The sequence below is a fragment of the Nisaea sp. genome (genome assembly GCF_965216895.1).
GTDB lineage: Bacteria > Pseudomonadota > Alphaproteobacteria > Thalassobaculales > Thalassobaculaceae > Nisaea.
Genome location: NZ_OZ244205.1, coordinates 917,815 through 935,331 on the forward strand (window position 1 = coordinate 917,815; position 17,517 = coordinate 935,331).

Below are 17,517 nucleotides of genomic sequence, written 5' to 3' on the forward strand. Positions count from 1 at the left end.
CAAAACTGCGATGATTTCCCGCGGGCGTCTCCGGCCCGGACTCGCGTCATACTCGGGGCAAAATGGGTCGCCGCTAAAATACGGATATTGCAGCGCAAAACAAGCGCTGGATTGCATGGCTGCGTCCCACGGAGGCGTGAACTCGCGAGGCCTTCCAAGCACACGCCGGATATGAGAACATTTACAGAACAAATCAAGGGAATCGGAAAATGGGGACATCGCGGGAACTCGCCGACTACATCACCGATATGCTCGAGCCGCTGGGCGAGGTTCGCGCGCACAGGATGTTCGGCGGGTACGGCATAAAATATGGCGAGATAAATTTCGCCCTTCTGCTGGACGATCTGCCCTATTTCCGCACCGATGACGGCAGCCGCCCCGCTTATGAAGCGCACGGAAGCACGCCCTTCCGGTACATGCGGAAGGGCAAGCTCGCCACGCTCGGTAACTACTGGGAGGTTCCGGCCGACATCCTGGAGGAGCCCGAGATATTAAGGGAATGGGCCCGGATTGCGATCGAGGCCGCAATCCGGGCGCACAAGCCGCCGAAAAAGCGGAGAAAGAGGATCTAGCCGACCAGAGGCACCCGCCCCTCCACCGGATAGGCCGGATCGTTGTAGCCCGGCGTCGAGGGATGACCTTCCGAGACCAGTCCGTTGACCAGCACCTCGTCCTCTTCCGTGAACTCGTAGTGATAGGCCTTCGCATATGCCTTCCACTGTTCCATGGTGCGCGGGCCGACGATGGAGCCCGTCACCAGCGCATTGTTCAGCACCCAGCCGACAGCGAGGTCGATGATCGTCGCACCCTTGGCCTCGGCATGGGCCTTGATCTTCTCGGCGATCAGCAGACTCTCTTCGCGCCACTCGGTCTGCATCATGCGCTTGTCGGCGCGCGCCGCCCGGCTGCCGGCCTCGGGCTCGGCTCCCGCCTTGTACTTGCCGGAAAGCACGCCGCGGGCGAGCGGGCTGTAGGGGAAGACGCCAAGGCCGTAATAGTCGCAGGCCGGCAGATGCTCGGTCTCCGGCATCCGGTTCATCGCGTTGTAGTAGGGCTGGCTGACGACGGGGCGATCGATGCCTGCCGCATCGCAGAGATTGCAGATCTCGGCAACGCGCCAGGAGCGGTGGTTGGAGACGCCGAAATAACGCACCACGCCGGCTCGGATCAGGTCCGCCATGGCGCCGACGGTTTCCTCCAGCGGCGTCGAATGGTCTTCCTTATGCAGATAGTAGATGTCGATATAGTCGGTATCGAGCCGCGCCAGCGAATCCTCGCACGCCTGCAGCATCCATTTGCGCGACAGGCCGCGCGCGTTCGGGTCCTTGTCGTCCATCGGATTGGCGAGTTTGGTTGCGAGCACCCAGTACTCGCGTTCCGCCGCGATGGCCCGGCCGACCACGCGTTCCGACTCGCCGCCGTTATAGGCGTCGGCCGTATCGATGAAATTGAGTCCGAAATCACGCGCCTCGGCGATGATTTCCCGGCTCGTGTCCTCGTCTGTCGGACCGCCGAACATCATCGCGCCGAGGCAGAATTTCGACACCTTGAGGCCCGAACGGCCGAGATTGCGGTATTCCATTGTGGTCCCTCCCCTGAATCATCCCGTCCCTCGCAGTCCGGTCCGTCCTGAAACGGAACGACAGCATAACCGGCTCGTGTGCGGACCGCACTTGAGGATCCGCTTTTCTCCTGCTCTGATGCGGCACGAAAGAATCCGGTACCGGGAGGAACGGCAATGTCCGGACTGAGCGAAAGCGCGCGGGAGAAACTGACCGCTGTCAGCACCGCCACCCTGACGACACTGCTCATGAAGCATGGTCTCAGGAACCGTTGCATGCAGGGTGTGAGCCGCCTCACGACGCATGACCGCAACATGGTCGGGGAAGCCTTTACCCTGCGCAACATTCCGGCGCGCGAAGATATCGACGTGGTCGCCGCCTATGACGACTACGACCACCCGCAGCGCCGGGCGATCGAGACCGTACCACCGGGCAAGATCCTCGTGATCGATGCGCGCCAGGATCCGACCGCCGCGACAGCCGGAAACATTCTGATGACCCGCCTCGAGGTGCGCGGCGTGGCCGGATTCGTCTCAGACGGCGGCGTCCGCGATTCCAGCGAAATCGCCGAATATGACATCCCCTGCTATGTATCCGGGCCCTCGGCCCCGACGAGCCTGATCAAGCATCACGCGGTCGAGGAACTGAACACGCCGATCGGCTGCGGTGGCGTCGCGGTCTATCCGGACGACGTGCTCGTCGGTGATGACGAAGGCGTTGTCGTGATCCCCGCACATCTTGCCGAAGAAATTGCCGACAAGGCCTTCGAGCAGGAGCAAATGGAAGCCTTCATTTCGCAGGAAGTCCGCGGCGGCCGTCCGTTGCGTGGCACCTACCCGCCGGATGCGGACACGAAGGCACGGTACGAGGAATGGCGGAAGGAGAAGGAAAACTCGTGACCGGTGACGGCCACGATATCGATACCGCGATCGCCGTGTATGATCAGCATGCGCGGCGTCTCGCGGAACAATGGTCCGCCCACGCCAACGCGTTCGAGGAATTTCTCGATTTTCACCGGCCCTATCTGCCGGAGCCCGGCGGCTCAGCGCTCGATATCGGGGCAGGCTACGGCACGCACGCCAACGGTCTCGAAAGGCTCGGTCTCACCGTGATCGCGGCCGAGCCGTCAGCGGGTATGCGCGCCGAGGGACGAAAGCGCTTTCCGGAGAGCAAACTACTCTGGCTCGACGACCGCCTGCCATGGCTGGACAAAGCGGCGGCGCTTGGAAAACGCTTCGATTTCATGCTGATGAATTCGGTCTGGATGCACCTGCCGCCGGAGTTCCGCGAGGACGCCATGGCGGTCCTGGCAAGTCTTCTCGCACCGGGCGGCCATTTTTCCGTTCTGCTCCGCCACGGTCCGGCGCCGGAGGATCGTCCGATGCACGAGTCGGAGGCCGATCCGTTCCTTTCCCTCGCCGCGCGGCACGGTTTCATCTGCCGCGAGCGGGTCGCGCGTCCCGACGAAATGGACCGGCCCGGCGTCTCATTCACACGGCTCATCCTGAGCAATTCCGGATAGATCGATGACCTACGAAACCCTACTTCTCTCGATCGACAATTCGATCGCGCGCATCACCCTCAACCGTCCGGAACGCATCAACGCGATCACAGCGGTCATGCACGAGGAACTGCGCGACGTGTTCACCCGACTGGAGGAACCCGGCAGCGCACGCTGCGTGATCATGACCGGCGCCGGACGCGGTTTCTGTTCCGGCCAGGACCTTGCCGACCGCAAGGCCGCCGATCCGGGCACGCGACGCGATCTCAGCCAGTCGATCCAGCAGAACTACAATCCGCTGGTCAAACGCATGGCCTCCCTGCCGATCCCGATCATCGCCGCAGTGAACGGCGTCGCAGCCGGCGCCGGGGCCAGTCTGGCGCTTGCCGCAGACATTGTACTCGCCGGCCACAATACCAAGTTCGTGCAGGCCTTCGTGAATATCGGCCTTGTCCCGGACGCGGGCGGCACATATGTCCTCCCGCGCCGCGTCGGGCTTGCCAAGGCGCTCGGCATGACCCTGACCGGCTCGCCGATCACCGGCAAGCAGGCCGCCGACTGGGGCCTGATCTGGAATTCCGTCGAGGACGAGAGCCTCATGGCCGAAACGGAGGCGCTGGCGAAGACCCTTGCCGCGAAGCCTCCGATCGCCCTCGCTTCGATCAAGAAGATCATGCGCGCCTCGCTGGAGAACGGCTTCGCCGAGCAACTTGATCTTGAAGCCGAGTTTCAACGCCATTGCGGCTACACGGACGATTACCAGGAAGGCATCGCCTCCTTCCTCGAGAAGCGCGCCCCGGATTTCAAGGGAAAATAGGAGCCCTGGATGAGCGTCGTGATCTATCACAATCCCCGCTGCTCAAAGTCGCGTCAGACGCTGGAGCTGCTGCGTGGCAAAGGGGTCGAACCGGAGATTCGGGAATACCTGAAGACGCCGCCGAGCATTGCCGAGTTGAAACAGATTCTGGGACAACTTGGCCTTGAGCCCCACGCATTGATGCGAACGAAAGAGGCACGTTACAAGGAGCTGGATCTCGGCAACCGAGACAAGAGCGCGGATCTCCTGATCCGGGCCATGCACGAGAACCCGATCCTCATTGAACGGCCAATTGTCGTCTCCGGGGACAAGGCCGCGCTCGGCCGGCCGCCGGAAGCGGTGCTGAACATCCTCTAGCTCAGGAGCTCTCGACCCAGGCGGGATTGCGCTCTTCGGGTGTCAGTTCCCTCAAATGTGCGACCATGCAGGGACGGGTGCCACCGCAGGGCGGCTCGTCATGGACATGGACACAGGGCGAACAGGGCAGCGCGCTGTAATGCACCGCCTCGTCCGTTCCGGGGAGATCCTGCAACAGCGTATGCGGCGCGGTCGGCCCCCAGAAGGACGTTGTCGGCACACCGATCTGCCGTGCGATGTGAAGCAGCCCGGTGTCGATGCTCCAGAAGCGGTCCATCTTCGCGATCCGAGCCGCCGTTTCTTTCAATGAGCAGCGTCCGCAGGCATTCTCGACAGTCGCACTCGGCAAGGCCGTCCGGATCGCCGCCGCCATCTCCTCGGCGGCATCCCGGTCGCCCGGCCCGCCAAAAAGGGTGATCGAGAGATCGCGCCCCTTCATTTCCCGCGCCAGCAGCTCGCCCCATTCCCGCGCGCTGAACATCCTCTCGAGCGCAAGATCGGAACAGAAACAGGCAAGACCAAGCCGCTCCCGTCCATCTCCCGTCTGGCTATGTGGCGCGAGACCGTTGGCCGCCAGAAACGAATCCCGACACGCTTCGGTATCCGGAACCTCAGCGCCCAGAGCCCGCGCGATCTGCGCGTAATGCAGAGGCGCCGAACCGGACCGATTGAAATAGAATAGATGCGTCGCCAGCCCTTTGCGCCAGTAGGCCGTATCGAGATAGAAGCAGAGCCTGTTCCGCGCCATCGTGAGCAGGCAGAAGATCGTCGAAAGCCGGCTGTAGACTTCCAGGTCGATAATCGTGTCGCAATGCGAGACGGCCCGTAGCGCGGTGAAACTGCTTCCCATGAGCTTGAGCAGGGAACCGCCGTCATCGACCGAATGAATCTCGTCAAAGATGCCGAGCAGCTCGGCGAAAGGCCGGGTCGCGCCGGTACAGACGAGGCGCAGCTTCCTGTCCGGATAGCTCGTCTTCAGACCGAGCAGCGCCGGGTAGGCCAGCACGAGGCTGCCACCGCCAAGCATCTTCAGGACCACGATATCGCCCTTCGGGCGGATATCGTGGTCCCGGCGAAGGAGGCTCCCCAAGACGCGCGCGAGCGGCTTCAGCAGCAAAATCGCCAGGCCGCCCGCGCATGCGTCTAGTCGTTGTTTCGCGCGCAGTTTCAATGCTCTGCGTCCCGTTCTCCAAGTGCCCCCGCTTCGGCGGCGTAGGTCGCGAGTTTCTCTCTCTCGGGCGCCTGCAGCAGGAAAGCCACACCTGAGATCACGCCTCCGGTAAGCGAAAGCGCGCCCCAAACAAGGGAAATCAGCAAACCTGATTCGGCAGGGATGCCGACAAGTCCGAGGGCGAAGATCATCGCCCCCTCGCGAACGCCCCATCCGGCGATCGAGATCGGCACGGCAAGGGTCAGCAGGACCGGCAGGGTAAGTCCCAGCATAGTGAAGAAGCCAATATCGGCGCCGGCTGCCAGGGCGATGAGCCAGACGCAGGCAGCGGTAGAGAGCTGGGTCATCAGCCCGAAGACGGCAATGCGCAGGCTCGCTCCCCCCTCGGACCAGAGCAGGTTCGCGTTCATCGCGATCGGTGCCAGTTTCCGCAGAAAGCGCATACGATCGAGCAGGCGTCCGACCGGGCGCGCCAATGCGAACCCGACCGGCATGACGACGATCGCCACGAGCACGAGCATCACCAGAGACTCGGTCACGGGGCCGTCCGGAAGGATCGTCGCCAGATGCGGAAGCATCGCTGCCAGCAACAGAACGAGGACCATGAGCGCGGCGACCCGGTCCAGGAGAACGGAGCAGACCGCCCTGCCCCAGCCCCTGCCGCCGCGGCCGGCGCTCCAGACCCTGTAGGCATCGCCGCCGAGCGCGGAGGGCAGCATCTGATTCAGGAACACTCCGACCAGGTGGATTCGGATTACTTCGCGGGTGTCCATATCCAGCCCGATCAACCGGAGCAGCTCGCGCCAGCGCAGCGCACCGAGCGGATACTGCATGACCAGTACGGCAAAGGACGCGCAAAGCAGTACCGGGTCGAGATCCAAGACGGCATCGAACAGCCGGGCGCGGTCTATCGAACCCAGCACCCAGAAGAGCAGCCCGCCGCTTACCGCGAGTTTCACCAGCAGGATGAGGACGGACCGATTCACCGCTGCACCGAGGCGCCGTGTCGGCGCGCCGCTTTCTCGAAACGCGATACGGACGCACCGCTGCAGCGCGGATCGAGATCGAGACCGAGGCGAAGAGTTTCCACCCGTCCGGCATAAAGGACCAGCGGATCCGCGTCGAGGGGCACAACGTGAAGACCGGAAAGAAGATCGAATTCCAGTGAAACGCCGCCATCGACGGTGACCCGGCCGCGCCCGGTGGCTTTTCCGGTCGCGCAGGTCAATTCGAACAACAGGAAATCCGCATCCGGGCCGGGTTCGATTTCAAACCTAGCCCGGTGACCCGACATCTCGAAACGCCCCGCTGCGACTTCTTGTGCGCCCGCAGCCCCTTCAAGCGACTCGATCTCCGCACGCGGTCCGGACCAGTCCTCATCGAACGATGCGCCCCAGACCGCAGGAAGCTTCGCCAGGTGCGGTGGCGCAAAGAGCCTGGCCAGAAAGTCTTTCTGTCCGGCATCCGCGGGAAGCGGACCCGTCAGCCGCTCCGGCCGGACGGCGAATAAAAAAGGCTCTACGAAAACGACATCGTAGATACCGTCGCGGATTTGCTCGAAGACCCATTCGGCCAGAATCGGCGCTCGCAACGGCAGGGTAAACGGCCCGGCACCGCTCGGCAGGGTTCCGAGCAGCAAGACCGGTGGCGGCGCCCGCCGCAGCCGCGCGACGGAGCGGATCTGCATGGCCGCGGCAGGCAAGGTCAGCACGGCACCGCTTTCGACCGGCACCGCGCGTTCGGTGTAGAAGTACTGGGCGTTCGCATTCGAAAGATCGAGATAGGTTTCGCCGGGACGAAGCCAACCATCGAGCGCGGCCTTCAACGGTACCATCCGCGCAACCAGAGGCTCGCGAACAATGGTACGGCCAAGTGCCGGAAGGCCGACCGACACGCCATCGACCGCTCGTTCTCCCGGCGCGATCGACCGGACGGTCTGCGGCACCCTGAGGAGATCACCGACGCCGAGGCGATGGGCGAAAGCCGGGCCGAGCAATCCGAGCGCAGCCACCAGGGCAACGACCAAACCGGTCCGGACGCGCGCCGCCATGCTCCAGGCAAGCGGGAGCCCGACCAGCGCCAGCGCAAAGACGGACAGCGCCCCTGCCCGCGACGGTCCGCCGGCATCGATCCGCCCGATCGTGTGCGGAACGACCAGCAACAGAAAAAGACCGGCAACCCCGCCGAACGAGACCAGCCTGTCTTCCCGCAATATACCAGCGATATCGAAACGGCCGTGCCAGAGTCGCGTTGCGGCAAAGGCCAGCGACAGAAGCGCCACGGGAAGCCAGAGATTGCGGACAAGCTCCCAGAATGCGCCGTTCACCGGCCAGTCATGGGCCAGGCTGTGGCCCCAGTCGAGACCGTGAACCGCGCCATAGAGCGGCCGGTTCTCCAGCATGAAACGGACTTGCGCGAGGACAACCTCGCCGGGGCCAAGCAGGAGCAACGCTCCGGCCAGCACCAGCACGCCGCCCCCCGCCGCGACAAGCTTGCGCGGCGTCTCGCGCGCAGCATTCCAGAGGTGCAACAGTGCGAGCGGCGCGCATGCAATCACCGCCATCGCGCCTTGCCCGGGCGCGAACAGGACGAGCACCGTACCGGCACCGAGATAGCACCAGAGCCACCGGACCGGACGGGATTGCAGGCTATGGCGGGTCAGGAACACGAGCCCGCAGAACACGGCGATGAAGATCGGATAGCGCCCAGTTACCGGAAAGAGCAGGAGCGCGAGCAGCGCCGGCACCGGACCGGCAAGCCGTCCGATCGCAACAGCGGCTGCGAGCGCCGATGCCCCGCGCACAAGCTGGCGGGCCTGCTCGAAGCCCGCGAGCGTTCCGTCGAGCAGCAGGTCGTTCAGCATTCCCGAGAGGTAATCGACCAGACCGTGGGAGGGGCTGTAGTCGATATAGGGCAGCTTGCCGAAATCGGCCCATTGCTGCCACGGGATCAGCCATTCGCCGTGATGGTAGAAGTCGAGCGGATTGTCCATGCCATAGGGCGTCGGCCGGCCGTCCGCGAAGAGAACGAGTATGGCAATGGCGGCGATGCTCATGACGGGCAGGACCGGGTCCGAACGTCGCCAGACGGAAACGAGGGCAGCGTATCCGAAGAGAGCGGCCAGGACGAGCGGCGCCAGAAAAGCCAATGTCAAAGGCGTTGTTCTGTCCCACGGCAATCCCTCGGCTGCCGGCGGCAATACCAGAGCGAGGAAGGCGAGCGGCAGGCCGGCCTGTGCTATCGCGAAAATACGCCCGGGACCGGGCTTGGAGACGCGCCCCGACAGCACCAGGAACGACGCCGCGGCGACAAACAGAAACGCTGTTGCGGCCGCCGCGCCGACGAACCGGCCCGACATCATGTCCGGCAAGAGAAAGAGCCGTGCAGCCGCTGTCGTCACGCAGATCACCGAGAGCGCCGCGAGGACCGGCGCGCCGACGGTGGCGGCGACCGTTTCACGATAGGTTTCCGCCGCGTGAGCCCCCATCCGCCAGGCGACCGACGCCCCAAGCAACAGCAGAACCAGAACCGCGGAAAAATACAGCAGGCTGAGATCGGCGAAATAGGGCGGTCCCGCGAAGGGTCTTCCCAGAACCTGCGAGGCACACCAGAGTACTGCCGGAAGCACGGCGAAGGTCAGATACTCATCGAAGGCGGCACGCGTCTGCGGGCGGTCGACCGCCCATGATCGGCAACGGCCGATCAGAGCGAAGGCGCCCAGCGTTCCGGCCACGAGCAGCCAGACGAGCAGAAAGTCACTCTCCTTTCCCATGCCGGAGAAGGTCAGTTCGCCGACGACCGGGGCCGGATGCGCTTCAGGTCCGCCGTCATGGAGCGTCAGGCCCAGGGCTGCGATGACCGCACCGAGGCAAAGCGAAGCGGCCCACCCGCTCCAGTGGCTTCCGCCCTCGATATCGCGCCCGCCCCGATGCATCGCTTTCAGGTGTCCCGCTTGCTGACACCCGGGACAATATCGAGCGCCACGAGTCCGGTGATCGTGTCGTCGTCGTCGGGAAGCACCTTGAACATGGTAGCATCCATGATCCTGTGCAGAGACTTCCGCTCGTTCTCGTAGAGCCCGTTCACGCCGGCGTTGAGGAAGTAGGTTCCGGCCGTCAGGTCGCACTCGAACTCGAACTCGACGTCGATCACATCGCCGGCCTCGAAATCCGGCAGGCCGCGGCGCAGGCTGTGCGTCGTCCGTCCGGCGAGCAGAACACCCTGTATCGTCTTGATCATCATCGCGCACATCACCTGCTCGCGCGCTTCGGAGAAGGCGACCCGGTAGCGGAATGCGTAGTGCCGGCCGCGGATCAGCAGATTGACCGGCTTGCCATCCAGCGTTTCGATCCGCGGGTCCTGGATTTCCGCGCCCAGGCTGACATAGGCGGTGCGGCTCTCCGGCACCATCTGGGCGTCATGGGTCTCGGTCGCTTCCCGCCGCTCGGTCACGTCCCGGCGGATCTCCTCGCGCACTGACTCGAACTGATCGGCCGGCGCGTGGGTCAGTTTGTGATAGCTGGAGATCACCGCTTTCGGTTCACCGTCCATCAGCATCTCGCCGCGGTCGAGCAGGACCGCCCGGTCACAAAGCTGGGTAATCATCCCGGCGGCGTGGCTGACGAAGAGGATCGTGGTCCCGCGCCGCTTCAGTTCCTCGATACGGGCGAAGCATTTGCGCTGGAATCCCTCGTCGCCGACGGCGAGCGCCTCGTCGACGATGAAGATCTCCGGGTCGACGCTGACGGCAACGGCAAAGGCAAGCCGGACATACATCCCGCTCGAATAGGTCTCGACCGGCCGGTCGAGAAACTCAGCCAGCCCTGAAAAGGCGACGATGTCGTCAAACCGTGCGTCGATCTCCTCCTTCGAGAGTCCGAGAATCGCGCCGTTCATGTAGATGTTCTCGCGCCCGGAGGCCGACGGGTTGAAGCCTGCCCCGAGTTCCAGCAATGCAGACACGCGGCCGTTCACGCTGACATGGCCTTCCGTGGCCGTGAGCAGGCCGGCGACGATCTGCAGAAGGGTCGATTTGCCGGAGCCGTTGCGTCCGACGATGCCGACGGTTTCGCCCCGGTTCACCTGGAAGGAGACATGATCGAGGGCGACGAAAGGCGTGAAATAGGTTCGCCTGCCCCGCAGCAGAGCCTGCTTCAACCGATCGAGGGGCTGGCGGTAGATGTTGAAGACTTTCGTGATACCGGAAATGTCGATGGCAAGTTCGCCTCCATCGCCCGGCCGTGTGGCGGCAGCGCCGTCCTGCATGCTCATTTCAGATCCTTCGGGCACGGCGGCTCGCTCCTACATCACTTCCGAGAACCCGCGCTTGGTGCGCAGGAACCACCAGGAGCCGACCCAGAGTGCGGCGACGGCGACCGCGGAATAGATCCCGAGGCGCTCCCAGTTCGGAAAATGTCCCCAGAGCAGCAGATCGCGCGAGGCGTCGACCGGGATCGTCAGAGGGTTCAGAAGCAGCCAGGGGCGCAGTGGCTCCGGCAGCATCTCCGGCGGAAACAGGATCGAACTGCCGAACATCAGGATCGTCATCATGAAGCCGAGCACCTGACCGATATCCCGGATGAAAACCCCGAGCGATGCCACCAGCAGGCCGAGGCCCGCAAGCATCACGACCAAGGGCAACCAGGCGAGCGGCAGGAGAAGTCCCGTCCAATGCAGCGATACGCCATATACGAGAATCACCACCACCAGGACCGCGAGTGCCATCACGGCATGCACCAGATTGCTCAGCAGCGCCGCGACGGGAAGGATTTCCAGCGGGAAGACCACCCGCTTCACATAGTTCGGGTTGTCCAGGACGATGGATTGCGCCCGGAGCAACGTTTCCGCCAGCAGCACGTGCAGCATCAGGCCAGAGAACAGCACGATGCCGTATGGGACTTCGGACTGGGCGGGCGTGGCGCCGAAGCGCACTTCGAAGATCAGGCCGAAGACGAAGGAATAGACCAGGATCATCACGAGCGGATTGATCAGCGGCCAGAGAAAGCCGAGCACGGTGTTCCGGTAGCGCGACGCAAGCTCGTTGCGGACCATGCTCTTCAAGATGAAGCCGTTGCCGCGCAAACTGGCCGCCAGGGCAAACAGCGCGCCTGCAAAACTGACCGGTTTGGCCGGCCGGCCCGGAGCCGAGGTGGCGCCGCCCATGGTATTCTCCCGGAATCAAACAACTGACCCGGACTGTTACACCAGATCGGGAGCAAACCGGAAGCGATTGTGCCTTTTTTGGGCCGCCTGTTCAGGCGTTCGGCGCCGCGAACATCGCCTCCATCTCGCGCCGCACCCTGACCGCCTCGTCCTCCGGGTCGATCTCCACGTCGGCCCAACGGAGCGGCGCGCCTTCCGGGATCGCGCGCTTGAGTTTCACATGCTGGGCCAGACCTAGCGGCAGATAGCCTTCATCCAGCGAGTGGCGTGCGGGCGTCTGTTTGCCCCAGACGCAGAACCCGCCCTCGCCATCCAGCACCTCGCCTGTCCGGAGGTCCCGTTTGGCCGTCGCAACGACGTCCGAATTGAAGGCGACCGGCGACCCGGTCGGCTCCTTCCGTAGAGCAGCCGAGGCAACGGACACCCCGAGTTCGAGGCCGATCATATGTGTCGGTCGGTAGAGAGAGGCGAAGCGAAAGCTGCTGTCGGGGAGCATGTGATACTCCTCGAAACAGTAGCGCGCGTAATCGGTTTCACCCTCGATCACGACATAGGTGCCGTATTGCAGATGTCCCGCGATCTCGCCGCCATCGCGGCTGAGCGAGGAGACCACCTCGGTGGTACCGGAATGGGTCAGCGTGCCGCCGAATTCCTCCGGCTTGCAGATCTCGGCCAGATCGAAACGGGAGCATGGGGGAAAGGCGAGCCCGTCCGGTTGCGGTGTCAGGCCGGTCGCGTTGCAGACCGCACTCATCTCGATGCCGGACTTGGTACCGTCGATAAAGCTGTTGAACATCTTCGGGTTGAGCCGCCCGCGCTTCACAACGTCCAGATCCCAGCCGAAATGGTCCCACACCGTCTCCGGAGTCGATTGGTGGAAGGTCGGCAGGTAGCGCGTCCCCTTGCCGGCGGAGACCACCTTGAAGCCGCAGGCGCGCGCCCAGTCGACATGCTCGGCGATCAGCGCCGGCTGGTCCCCCCAGGCGAGGCTGTAGACCACGCCCGCGAGTTCCGCCTTGCGGGCCAGCAGCGGTCCGGCCACGACATCCGCCTCGACATTGACCATGACGACGTGCAGGCCGTGACTGATTGCCGAGAGGCAATGACGGATGCCCGCGGCCGGATCTCCGGTCGCCTCGATCAGAACGTCGAGCCCGCCATTATTAATCAGGGCCGGGCTGTCCTCGGTGACGAAGGTCGAGCGGGTCCGCTCCGCTTCGTCAAAGCTGGCAGCTGAGAAACGTTCCGCCTCCCAGCCTATATGAGCGAGCGTCTCCTTTGCCCGCGCGACATTGAGATCGGCAATGCCGACGACATGGACGCCTTTCGTCAGCCGCGCCTGCGACAGATACATGGCGCCGAATTTGCCGCAGCCGATGATGCCGACCCGGACCGGATCGCCGTCCGCTTCGCGCCTTGCCAGCATGCGTGACAGATTCATCCCGTTCCTCCCCTGCCCGCGTTGTTCTTCTCCTTCAGGCCGTCAGTTCAGGACGCGGATCGGGCTCCCGGCGTGCCAGGCCTCAATGTCCTCGACCATCTCACCGTAGAAGAGCCTGTAGGTCTCTTCCGTGACGTAACCCATGTGCGGCGTCAGCAAGATATTGTCGAGATCGCGGATCGGATGGTCGGCCGGCAGAGGCTCCGGCTCGAAAACATCGACGGCGGCGCCGGCGATCCGGTTGTTCTTCAAAGCATCGATCAGGGCACCCTCGTCGACGATCGGGCCGCGCGAAGTGTTCACCAGCAGTGCCGTCGGCTTCATTTCCGCGAGCGCCTTGGCGTCGATCATGTGGCGCGAGCGGTCGCTCAACACAACGTGGAGAGTGACGATATCCGCTTCGCGCAGGAGGTCCTCCTTGCTCGCCGCCTTGCGGACGCCGACCTCAGCGCAGCGTTCCTCCGTCAGGTTCGGCGACCAGGCGACCACGTCCATGCCGAAGACCTTGGCGATCTCGGAAACCTGGCTGCCGAGCTTTCCAAGCCCGATCACACCAAGCGTGCGGCCCATCAGATCGATACCGATCCGGGTCTGCCATTTGCCTTCCCGCATCATCCGGTCGTCATGGGCGACCTGGCGGGCCAGCGCCATCAGCATGGCCCAGGTGTGTTCCTTGGTCGTGTTCCCGCTGGTCGCCGTCCCGCAGACGGGAATACCGCAGGCGCGCGCCGCCGCGAAGTCGACCGAGTTGTTCCGCATGCCGCTGGTGACAAACAGTTTCAGATTCGGAAGGCGATTGAATATTTCCGCCGTAAACGGCGTCCGTTCGCGCATCGCGCAGACGATCTCGAAGTCCTTCAGCCGCTCGACCAGCGCGTCGTGCTCGACCAGATTGTCCGTGAAGACGACCGGTTCGTAACCCTCCGGCAAGCGTCCCCAATCGGCCATGCGCAGGGACACATTGGCATAGTCGTCCAGTATCGCGATCCTCGGCATTTCTTCATCCGATACATAAATAATTGCTCTTAATTCATTGTTTTAAGGTGTTTTCAGACGGAAGAGAAAACACCTTCAGTCATCTTTTGGCTTCAGGTCGAGAGAGGCCGAATTGATGCAGTAGCGCAGGCCGGTCGGCTGCGGCCCGTCGGGGAAAACGTGCCCGAGATGAGCCTCGCATTTCGCGCAATGCACTTCCGTGCGGACCATGAAGTGACTGCGATCGGTCTCGGACTCGATCTTCGCCCCTTCGATCGGCTGGTAGAAACTCGGCCACCCGCAGCCGGCATCGAATTTCGTCTCGCTCTCGAACAACGGTTCGCCGCAGCAGACACAGGTATAGATGCCCGGATCCGTTGTTTCGGCGTATTTTCCGGTGAAAGGCCGTTCCGTCGCGTGCTTGCGGGTCACCTGGAACTGCTCCTCGGTGAGTTGCGCCCGCCATTCCGCGTCGCTCTTCACGATCTTGTCCATCGTGACCTCCTGTTTTTCAGACAATCCCGAGATTGATCGGATCCGGGACGCAGGCAAGACACCTTTCCGCGATGCGCTAATTCGCCTTGCGGCGTTCCTCCAGGACCACGCCCCCGTCGACAAGATTCTGGATCTCGTCCGGCGCGAAACCGTGCGCCTCCAGGATCTCGCGCGCATGGGCACCGTATTTCGGTGGCACGGAGCGGACGGAACCCGGCGTGCGGGAGAATTTGATCGGAATCCCCCACCCCTTGTACCAATCCTTCTCGACCGCCATGTCACGGTGCTTCGTGTGCTCGTGCGCCATCACGTCCGCCGTATCGCGGATCGGCCCGACCGGCACGCCGGCCCGCAGCAAGCGGTCGCAAATCTCGTTGCCGTCAACGTCCGACAGCAGGACTTCCAGTTCCTCGCGCAATGCGACGCGGTTCGCGAGACGGTCCGCATTGGTCTTGAAACGCGGATCGGCACCAAGCTCCGGCTTGCCGAGTTCCGCCGCCATGCGCTGCCAGGCCCTGTCGTTGCCTCCGGCGATGAAGATATCCCCGGTCTTGGTGGTGAACTTGTCGTAGGGCGCGATGTTCGGGTGCTGGTTCCCGGTGATGCCGGGGACCTTGCCCGAGAGCGAGTAATTGGCGACATGCGGATGCATCAGCGAGAGGCCGCAATCGTAGAGCGTCATGTCGATATACTGGCCGAGGCCCGAACCGTGACGCTCGAACAGCGCCATCATGATCGCGTTCGCGGCATAGAGGCCCGTCCCCATATCCACCATCGGAATGCCGACGCGGGTCTGATCGCCCGGTGTCGAGCCGTTGACGGAGAACCAGCCGGTCATCGCCTGGATAATCCCGTCATAGCCGGGAAACCCGCCATAGGGTCCGGAACCACCGAAGCCCGAGATCCGGCAATGCACCAGCTTCGGAAAACGAGCCTTCAGCACCTCCTCGTAGCCGAGGCCCCATTTCTCCATCGAGCCCGGCTTGTAGTTCTCGACCAAAACGTCGGCGTCTTCAAGCAGGCGCAGCAGCACCCGCTTTCCTTCCTCCTTGGAAAGATCGAGACCGAGCGACTTCTTGTTCCGGTTCACACCGACGAAGTAAGAGGCGTCGCCTTCATGGAAGGGCGGGCCCCAATCACGCACCTCGTCGCCCTGTGGCGGTTCGATCTTGATGATCTCCGCGCCATGGTCGCCCAGCATCTGGGTGCAGTAGGGTCCGCCGAGGACCCGCGTGCAGTCGACGATCTTGATGCCCTTGAGCGCGCCGGCCGATGCCGCAGTGCCACTCATTCCGTAACTCCTCGTTTCGTTGATAGCTCGGGTCGCGCACGGTCCGATTTGACGTCAGGCCGCCTTCCCGATACCAAACACCTCGGCCGCGAATGCCGGATAGATTTCCGCTATTTGCGCCGCGACCGGGCCGCGGATCACCGCGAGAGTCTCCGCATCCGGAAGCGGTGTTTCCGGCACATCCGGCGGGACGTCATAGTCGAACCCGGTCTGCTCGCGGATCTCCTCGACGCTGTGCCCAGGATGCACGCTTGCAAGCCGGAACCGTCCTCTCTCCCGCTCGAAGGAGAAAAGGCAGCGGTCGGTGATCAGCGCGTGAGGTCCACCCGGGCGGTAAACGTTCGGGTCGGACGTGCCCGGCGCACTGATGAAGTCCACCTTCTCGACCAACGTGCGCGGTGTGTGTTCGAGACGGAAGAGAATCACCCGCGGCACCGTGAAATACATGTAGGCCGAACCGAACGAGCCCGGAAAACGGACCTTCGGGCGATCAGGATCGCCGACCGAGACGAGGTTGATATTCGCCTGTCCGTCGATCTGCGCTCCGCCAAGGAAAAAAGCGTCGATCCGTCCCTGTCCGGCACAATCGAACAGCTCCTTGCCGCCGTCGGTGAAGAAATTGTTGTCCTCGCTGCCGAGCACGGACACCCGCGTCGTCTCCGGATGCCGTGCGCGGGCCAGCATTGCCGCCGCACCGGGTACCGGCGAGGAGGCACCGACCGCGATATGAGGAAGCCCGTCCAGCATCTCCGCTATGGCCGCGATCAGGATTTCCTCGGCACGCACATTCTCTAGGTCTGTCACCGTCTCACTCCGCAGCCTGAACCTTGGCACCGGCCATGTATGCCGCGAAGCCTTGTTCGTTCCGCGCCATCTCGACATAGCGCGCGAGTTCTCCGGCATCGGCGCCGTAGCCACCCGGAATGCCGAGCGGCCATGCGCCGTGTTCGGCCTCGGAAAGGGCGCCGACATAGAGCCCCGGAATGGTTCCCGCTGCGCGGACCGGGTCTTCCAGCAGGTTCCCGTCGACGATCTTCTCCGCTGTCACGAGGCTGCTCTTCGCGGCATGCGCCATCAGCATCAATTCACGACGTACGCCAACCCAGACATTCCCGAAGCGGTCCGCCAGCGGAGCGTGAAAGACAGCAAGATCTGGCTGGATCGCCTTGACCATGAGGATTGGGTCGTTCTTCTCGAAAGGATTGTCGGCGACAATCCAGTCGTCGCGGCGTTTCTCAAGGTCGGAACCGATGACACCGCGCAATGGCATGAAGGGCACGCCCTTCTCCGCCGCCTGAAGTCCGGCATGGATCGCCGGACAGGTCCCGTCCAGCATGCGGATCGAACCCGACTTGATCGCGGCGCTGAAGCGAGGGGCGAGGCCGTACTCGCCGAGGGTCACTGCCGCGGTTTCGACCGTCGCGACGCAGCCGGCACCTATCAGCTGGTCGGCCTGGAAGCCAAGGGCCGGCACGCCTATGATATGCAGGTCCTTGACCTTGCGCGCGATGATCGCCCGGACAAGCGCCATGGCACAGCAGGAATAATCCGGCGGCAGCGCGATCTTCGCGCCGTCCGGCACCCGTGCCGCAAGTCCCTCGAGATCGAGGCGGATGGCGTCCATGTTCCGTCCTCCCGTAAGTTTTTCGCATCCTACGCCAATCCGGCCCGCTGAAAAGCAACAAGCCGTCACGACATCCTTTCCTCCGGCGCGGCGCCATATCCCATCGACGCGTCCGCCCGCC

17 protein-coding genes are annotated in these 17,517 nt (G+C 63.6%); 5 read left to right on the forward strand and 12 right to left on the reverse strand.

The features are described 5' to 3' along the window. Nucleotides 1–209: 209 nt before the first annotated feature. A complete protein-coding gene (locus tag ACOOE1_RS04425) occupies nucleotides 210–572 on the forward strand; it encodes a TfoX/Sxy family protein (protein ID WP_420405129.1) in 363 nt (120 codons plus the stop codon). Here ACOOE1_RS04425 and ACOOE1_RS04430 read toward each other — a convergent pair. Further along, nucleotides 569–1,582, reverse strand: a complete 1,014-nt coding sequence (locus ACOOE1_RS04430) for an aldo/keto reductase (protein WP_420405130.1) — start codon at nucleotides 1,580–1,582, stop codon at nucleotides 569–571. The genes ACOOE1_RS04425 and ACOOE1_RS04430 overlap by 4 nt on opposite strands. 156 nt (nucleotides 1,583–1,738) lie before the next feature. On the opposite strand from ACOOE1_RS04430, the gene ACOOE1_RS04435 reads away from it, so the two are divergent. Genes ACOOE1_RS04435 through arsC form a run of 4 tightly spaced genes read left to right on the forward strand, consistent with a single transcriptional unit; the run spans nucleotide 1,739 to nucleotide 4,237 of the window. Continuing rightward, nucleotides 1,739–2,461 carry a ribonuclease activity regulator RraA gene (locus tag ACOOE1_RS04435; protein ID WP_420405131.1) on the forward strand — a complete coding sequence of 241 codons (723 nt, stop codon included), beginning with the start codon at nucleotides 1,739–1,741 and terminating at the stop codon, nucleotides 2,459–2,461. Continuing rightward, entirely contained in the window at nucleotides 2,434–3,084 is a 651-nt protein-coding gene (locus tag ACOOE1_RS04440) for a class I SAM-dependent methyltransferase (protein WP_420405132.1), read from the forward strand. The genes ACOOE1_RS04435 and ACOOE1_RS04440 overlap by 28 nt, the downstream gene beginning before the upstream one ends. Before the next feature lie 4 nt (nucleotides 3,085–3,088). Then, nucleotides 3,089–3,880 carry an enoyl-CoA hydratase-related protein gene (locus ACOOE1_RS04445; protein ID WP_420405133.1) on the forward strand — a complete coding sequence of 264 codons (792 nt, stop codon included), beginning with the start codon at nucleotides 3,089–3,091 and terminating at the stop codon, nucleotides 3,878–3,880. Between the two features lie 9 nt (nucleotides 3,881–3,889). Next, nucleotides 3,890–4,237, forward strand: a complete 348-nt coding sequence (arsC, locus tag ACOOE1_RS04450; protein ID WP_420405134.1) for an arsenate reductase (glutaredoxin) — start codon at nucleotides 3,890–3,892, stop codon at nucleotides 4,235–4,237. A gap of 1 nt (nucleotide 4,238) precedes the next feature. On the opposite strand, the gene ACOOE1_RS04455 is transcribed toward arsC, so the two are convergent. The 11 genes from ACOOE1_RS04455 to ACOOE1_RS04505 all read right to left on the reverse strand — a co-directional run bounded on the left by ACOOE1_RS04455 (nucleotide 4,239) and on the right by ACOOE1_RS04505 (nucleotide 17,396). Continuing rightward, nucleotides 4,239–5,327 (reverse strand): glycosyltransferase family 9 protein, encoded by a 1,089-nt coding sequence (locus ACOOE1_RS04455; protein ID WP_420405135.1) that lies wholly within the window; start codon nucleotides 5,325–5,327, stop codon nucleotides 4,239–4,241. Between the two features lie 77 nt (nucleotides 5,328–5,404). Then, the gene (locus tag ACOOE1_RS04460; RefSeq protein ID WP_420405136.1) at nucleotides 5,405–6,394 is read right to left on the reverse strand and encodes a lysylphosphatidylglycerol synthase transmembrane domain-containing protein; all 990 of its coding nucleotides are present in this window, start codon (nucleotides 6,392–6,394) and stop codon (nucleotides 5,405–5,407) included. Then, nucleotides 6,391–9,342 carry a hypothetical protein gene (locus ACOOE1_RS04465; RefSeq protein WP_420405137.1) on the reverse strand — a complete coding sequence of 984 codons (2,952 nt, stop codon included), beginning with the start codon at nucleotides 9,340–9,342 and terminating at the stop codon, nucleotides 6,391–6,393. The genes ACOOE1_RS04460 and ACOOE1_RS04465 overlap by 4 nt, the downstream gene beginning before the upstream one ends. 5 nt (nucleotides 9,343–9,347) lie before the next feature. Continuing rightward, on the reverse strand, nucleotides 9,348–10,679 hold the full coding sequence (locus ACOOE1_RS04470) for an ABC transporter ATP-binding protein (RefSeq protein WP_420405138.1): 1,332 nt from the start codon (nucleotides 10,677–10,679) through the stop codon (nucleotides 9,348–9,350). A 30-nt stretch (nucleotides 10,680–10,709) separates the two neighbouring features. After that, nucleotides 10,710–11,570: an ABC transporter permease gene (locus ACOOE1_RS04475; protein ID WP_420405139.1), complete on the reverse strand. Its 861-nt coding sequence runs from the start codon at nucleotides 11,568–11,570 to the stop codon at nucleotides 10,710–10,712. A 91-nt stretch (nucleotides 11,571–11,661) separates the two neighbouring features. Then, complete coding sequence (locus ACOOE1_RS04480) at nucleotides 11,662–13,011, reverse strand: NAD(P)H-dependent oxidoreductase (RefSeq protein ID WP_420405140.1); 1,350 nt, start codon at nucleotides 13,009–13,011, stop codon at nucleotides 11,662–11,664. 42 nt (nucleotides 13,012–13,053) lie between these two features. Continuing rightward, the gene (locus ACOOE1_RS04485; protein WP_420405141.1) at nucleotides 13,054–14,007 is read right to left on the reverse strand and encodes a D-2-hydroxyacid dehydrogenase family protein; all 954 of its coding nucleotides are present in this window, start codon (nucleotides 14,005–14,007) and stop codon (nucleotides 13,054–13,056) included. 75 nt (nucleotides 14,008–14,082) lie between these two features. Further along, the gene (gene msrB, locus ACOOE1_RS04490; RefSeq protein ID WP_420405142.1) at nucleotides 14,083–14,481 is read right to left on the reverse strand and encodes a peptide-methionine (R)-S-oxide reductase MsrB; all 399 of its coding nucleotides are present in this window, start codon (nucleotides 14,479–14,481) and stop codon (nucleotides 14,083–14,085) included. Between the two features lie 76 nt (nucleotides 14,482–14,557). Beyond that, complete coding sequence (locus ACOOE1_RS04495; RefSeq protein WP_420405143.1) at nucleotides 14,558–15,772, reverse strand: CaiB/BaiF CoA transferase family protein; 1,215 nt, start codon at nucleotides 15,770–15,772, stop codon at nucleotides 14,558–14,560. Nucleotides 15,773–15,826: 54 nt separating this feature from the next. Continuing rightward, nucleotides 15,827–16,576 (reverse strand): CoA-transferase, encoded by a 750-nt coding sequence (locus ACOOE1_RS04500; RefSeq protein ID WP_420405144.1) that lies wholly within the window; start codon nucleotides 16,574–16,576, stop codon nucleotides 15,827–15,829. 4 nt (nucleotides 16,577–16,580) lie between these two features. Beyond that, complete coding sequence (locus ACOOE1_RS04505) at nucleotides 16,581–17,396, reverse strand: CoA transferase subunit A (protein WP_420405145.1); 816 nt, start codon at nucleotides 17,394–17,396, stop codon at nucleotides 16,581–16,583. Nucleotides 17,397–17,517 lie beyond the last annotated feature (121 nt).

Excerpts from the sequence above, each read along its gene's own strand:
- ACOOE1_RS04485 (WP_420405141.1), bottom strand. The coding sequence starts at position 14,007 with ATGCCGAGGATCGCGATACTGGACGACTATGCCAATGTGTCCCTGCGC.
- arsC (WP_420405134.1), top strand. The coding sequence starts at position 3,890 with ATGAGCGTCGTGATCTATCACAATCCCCGCTGCTCAAAGTCGCGTCAG.
- ACOOE1_RS04495 (WP_420405143.1), bottom strand. The coding sequence starts at position 15,772 with ATGAGTGGCACTGCGGCATCGGCCGGCGCGCTCAAGGGCATCAAGATC.
- ACOOE1_RS04470 (WP_420405138.1), bottom strand. The coding sequence starts at position 10,679 with ATGAGCATGCAGGACGGCGCTGCCGCCACACGGCCGGGCGATGGAGGC.
- ACOOE1_RS04475 (WP_420405139.1), bottom strand. The coding sequence starts at position 11,570 with ATGGGCGGCGCCACCTCGGCTCCGGGCCGGCCGGCCAAACCGGTCAGT.
- ACOOE1_RS04440 (WP_420405132.1), top strand. The coding sequence starts at position 2,434 with ATGGCGGAAGGAGAAGGAAAACTCGTGACCGGTGACGGCCACGATATC.
- ACOOE1_RS04435 (WP_420405131.1), top strand. The coding sequence starts at position 1,739 with ATGTCCGGACTGAGCGAAAGCGCGCGGGAGAAACTGACCGCTGTCAGC.
- ACOOE1_RS04480 (WP_420405140.1), bottom strand. The coding sequence starts at position 13,011 with ATGAATCTGTCACGCATGCTGGCAAGGCGCGAAGCGGACGGCGATCCG.
- ACOOE1_RS04430 (WP_420405130.1), bottom strand. The coding sequence starts at position 1,582 with ATGGAATACCGCAATCTCGGCCGTTCGGGCCTCAAGGTGTCGAAATTC.
- ACOOE1_RS04425 (WP_420405129.1), top strand. The coding sequence starts at position 210 with ATGGGGACATCGCGGGAACTCGCCGACTACATCACCGATATGCTCGAG.
- msrB (WP_420405142.1), bottom strand. The coding sequence starts at position 14,481 with ATGGACAAGATCGTGAAGAGCGACGCGGAATGGCGGGCGCAACTCACC.
- ACOOE1_RS04505 (WP_420405145.1), bottom strand. The coding sequence starts at position 17,396 with ATGGACGCCATCCGCCTCGATCTCGAGGGACTTGCGGCACGGGTGCCG.
- ACOOE1_RS04445 (WP_420405133.1), top strand. The coding sequence starts at position 3,089 with ATGACCTACGAAACCCTACTTCTCTCGATCGACAATTCGATCGCGCGC.
- ACOOE1_RS04465 (WP_420405137.1), bottom strand. The coding sequence starts at position 9,342 with ATGCATCGGGGCGGGCGCGATATCGAGGGCGGAAGCCACTGGAGCGGG.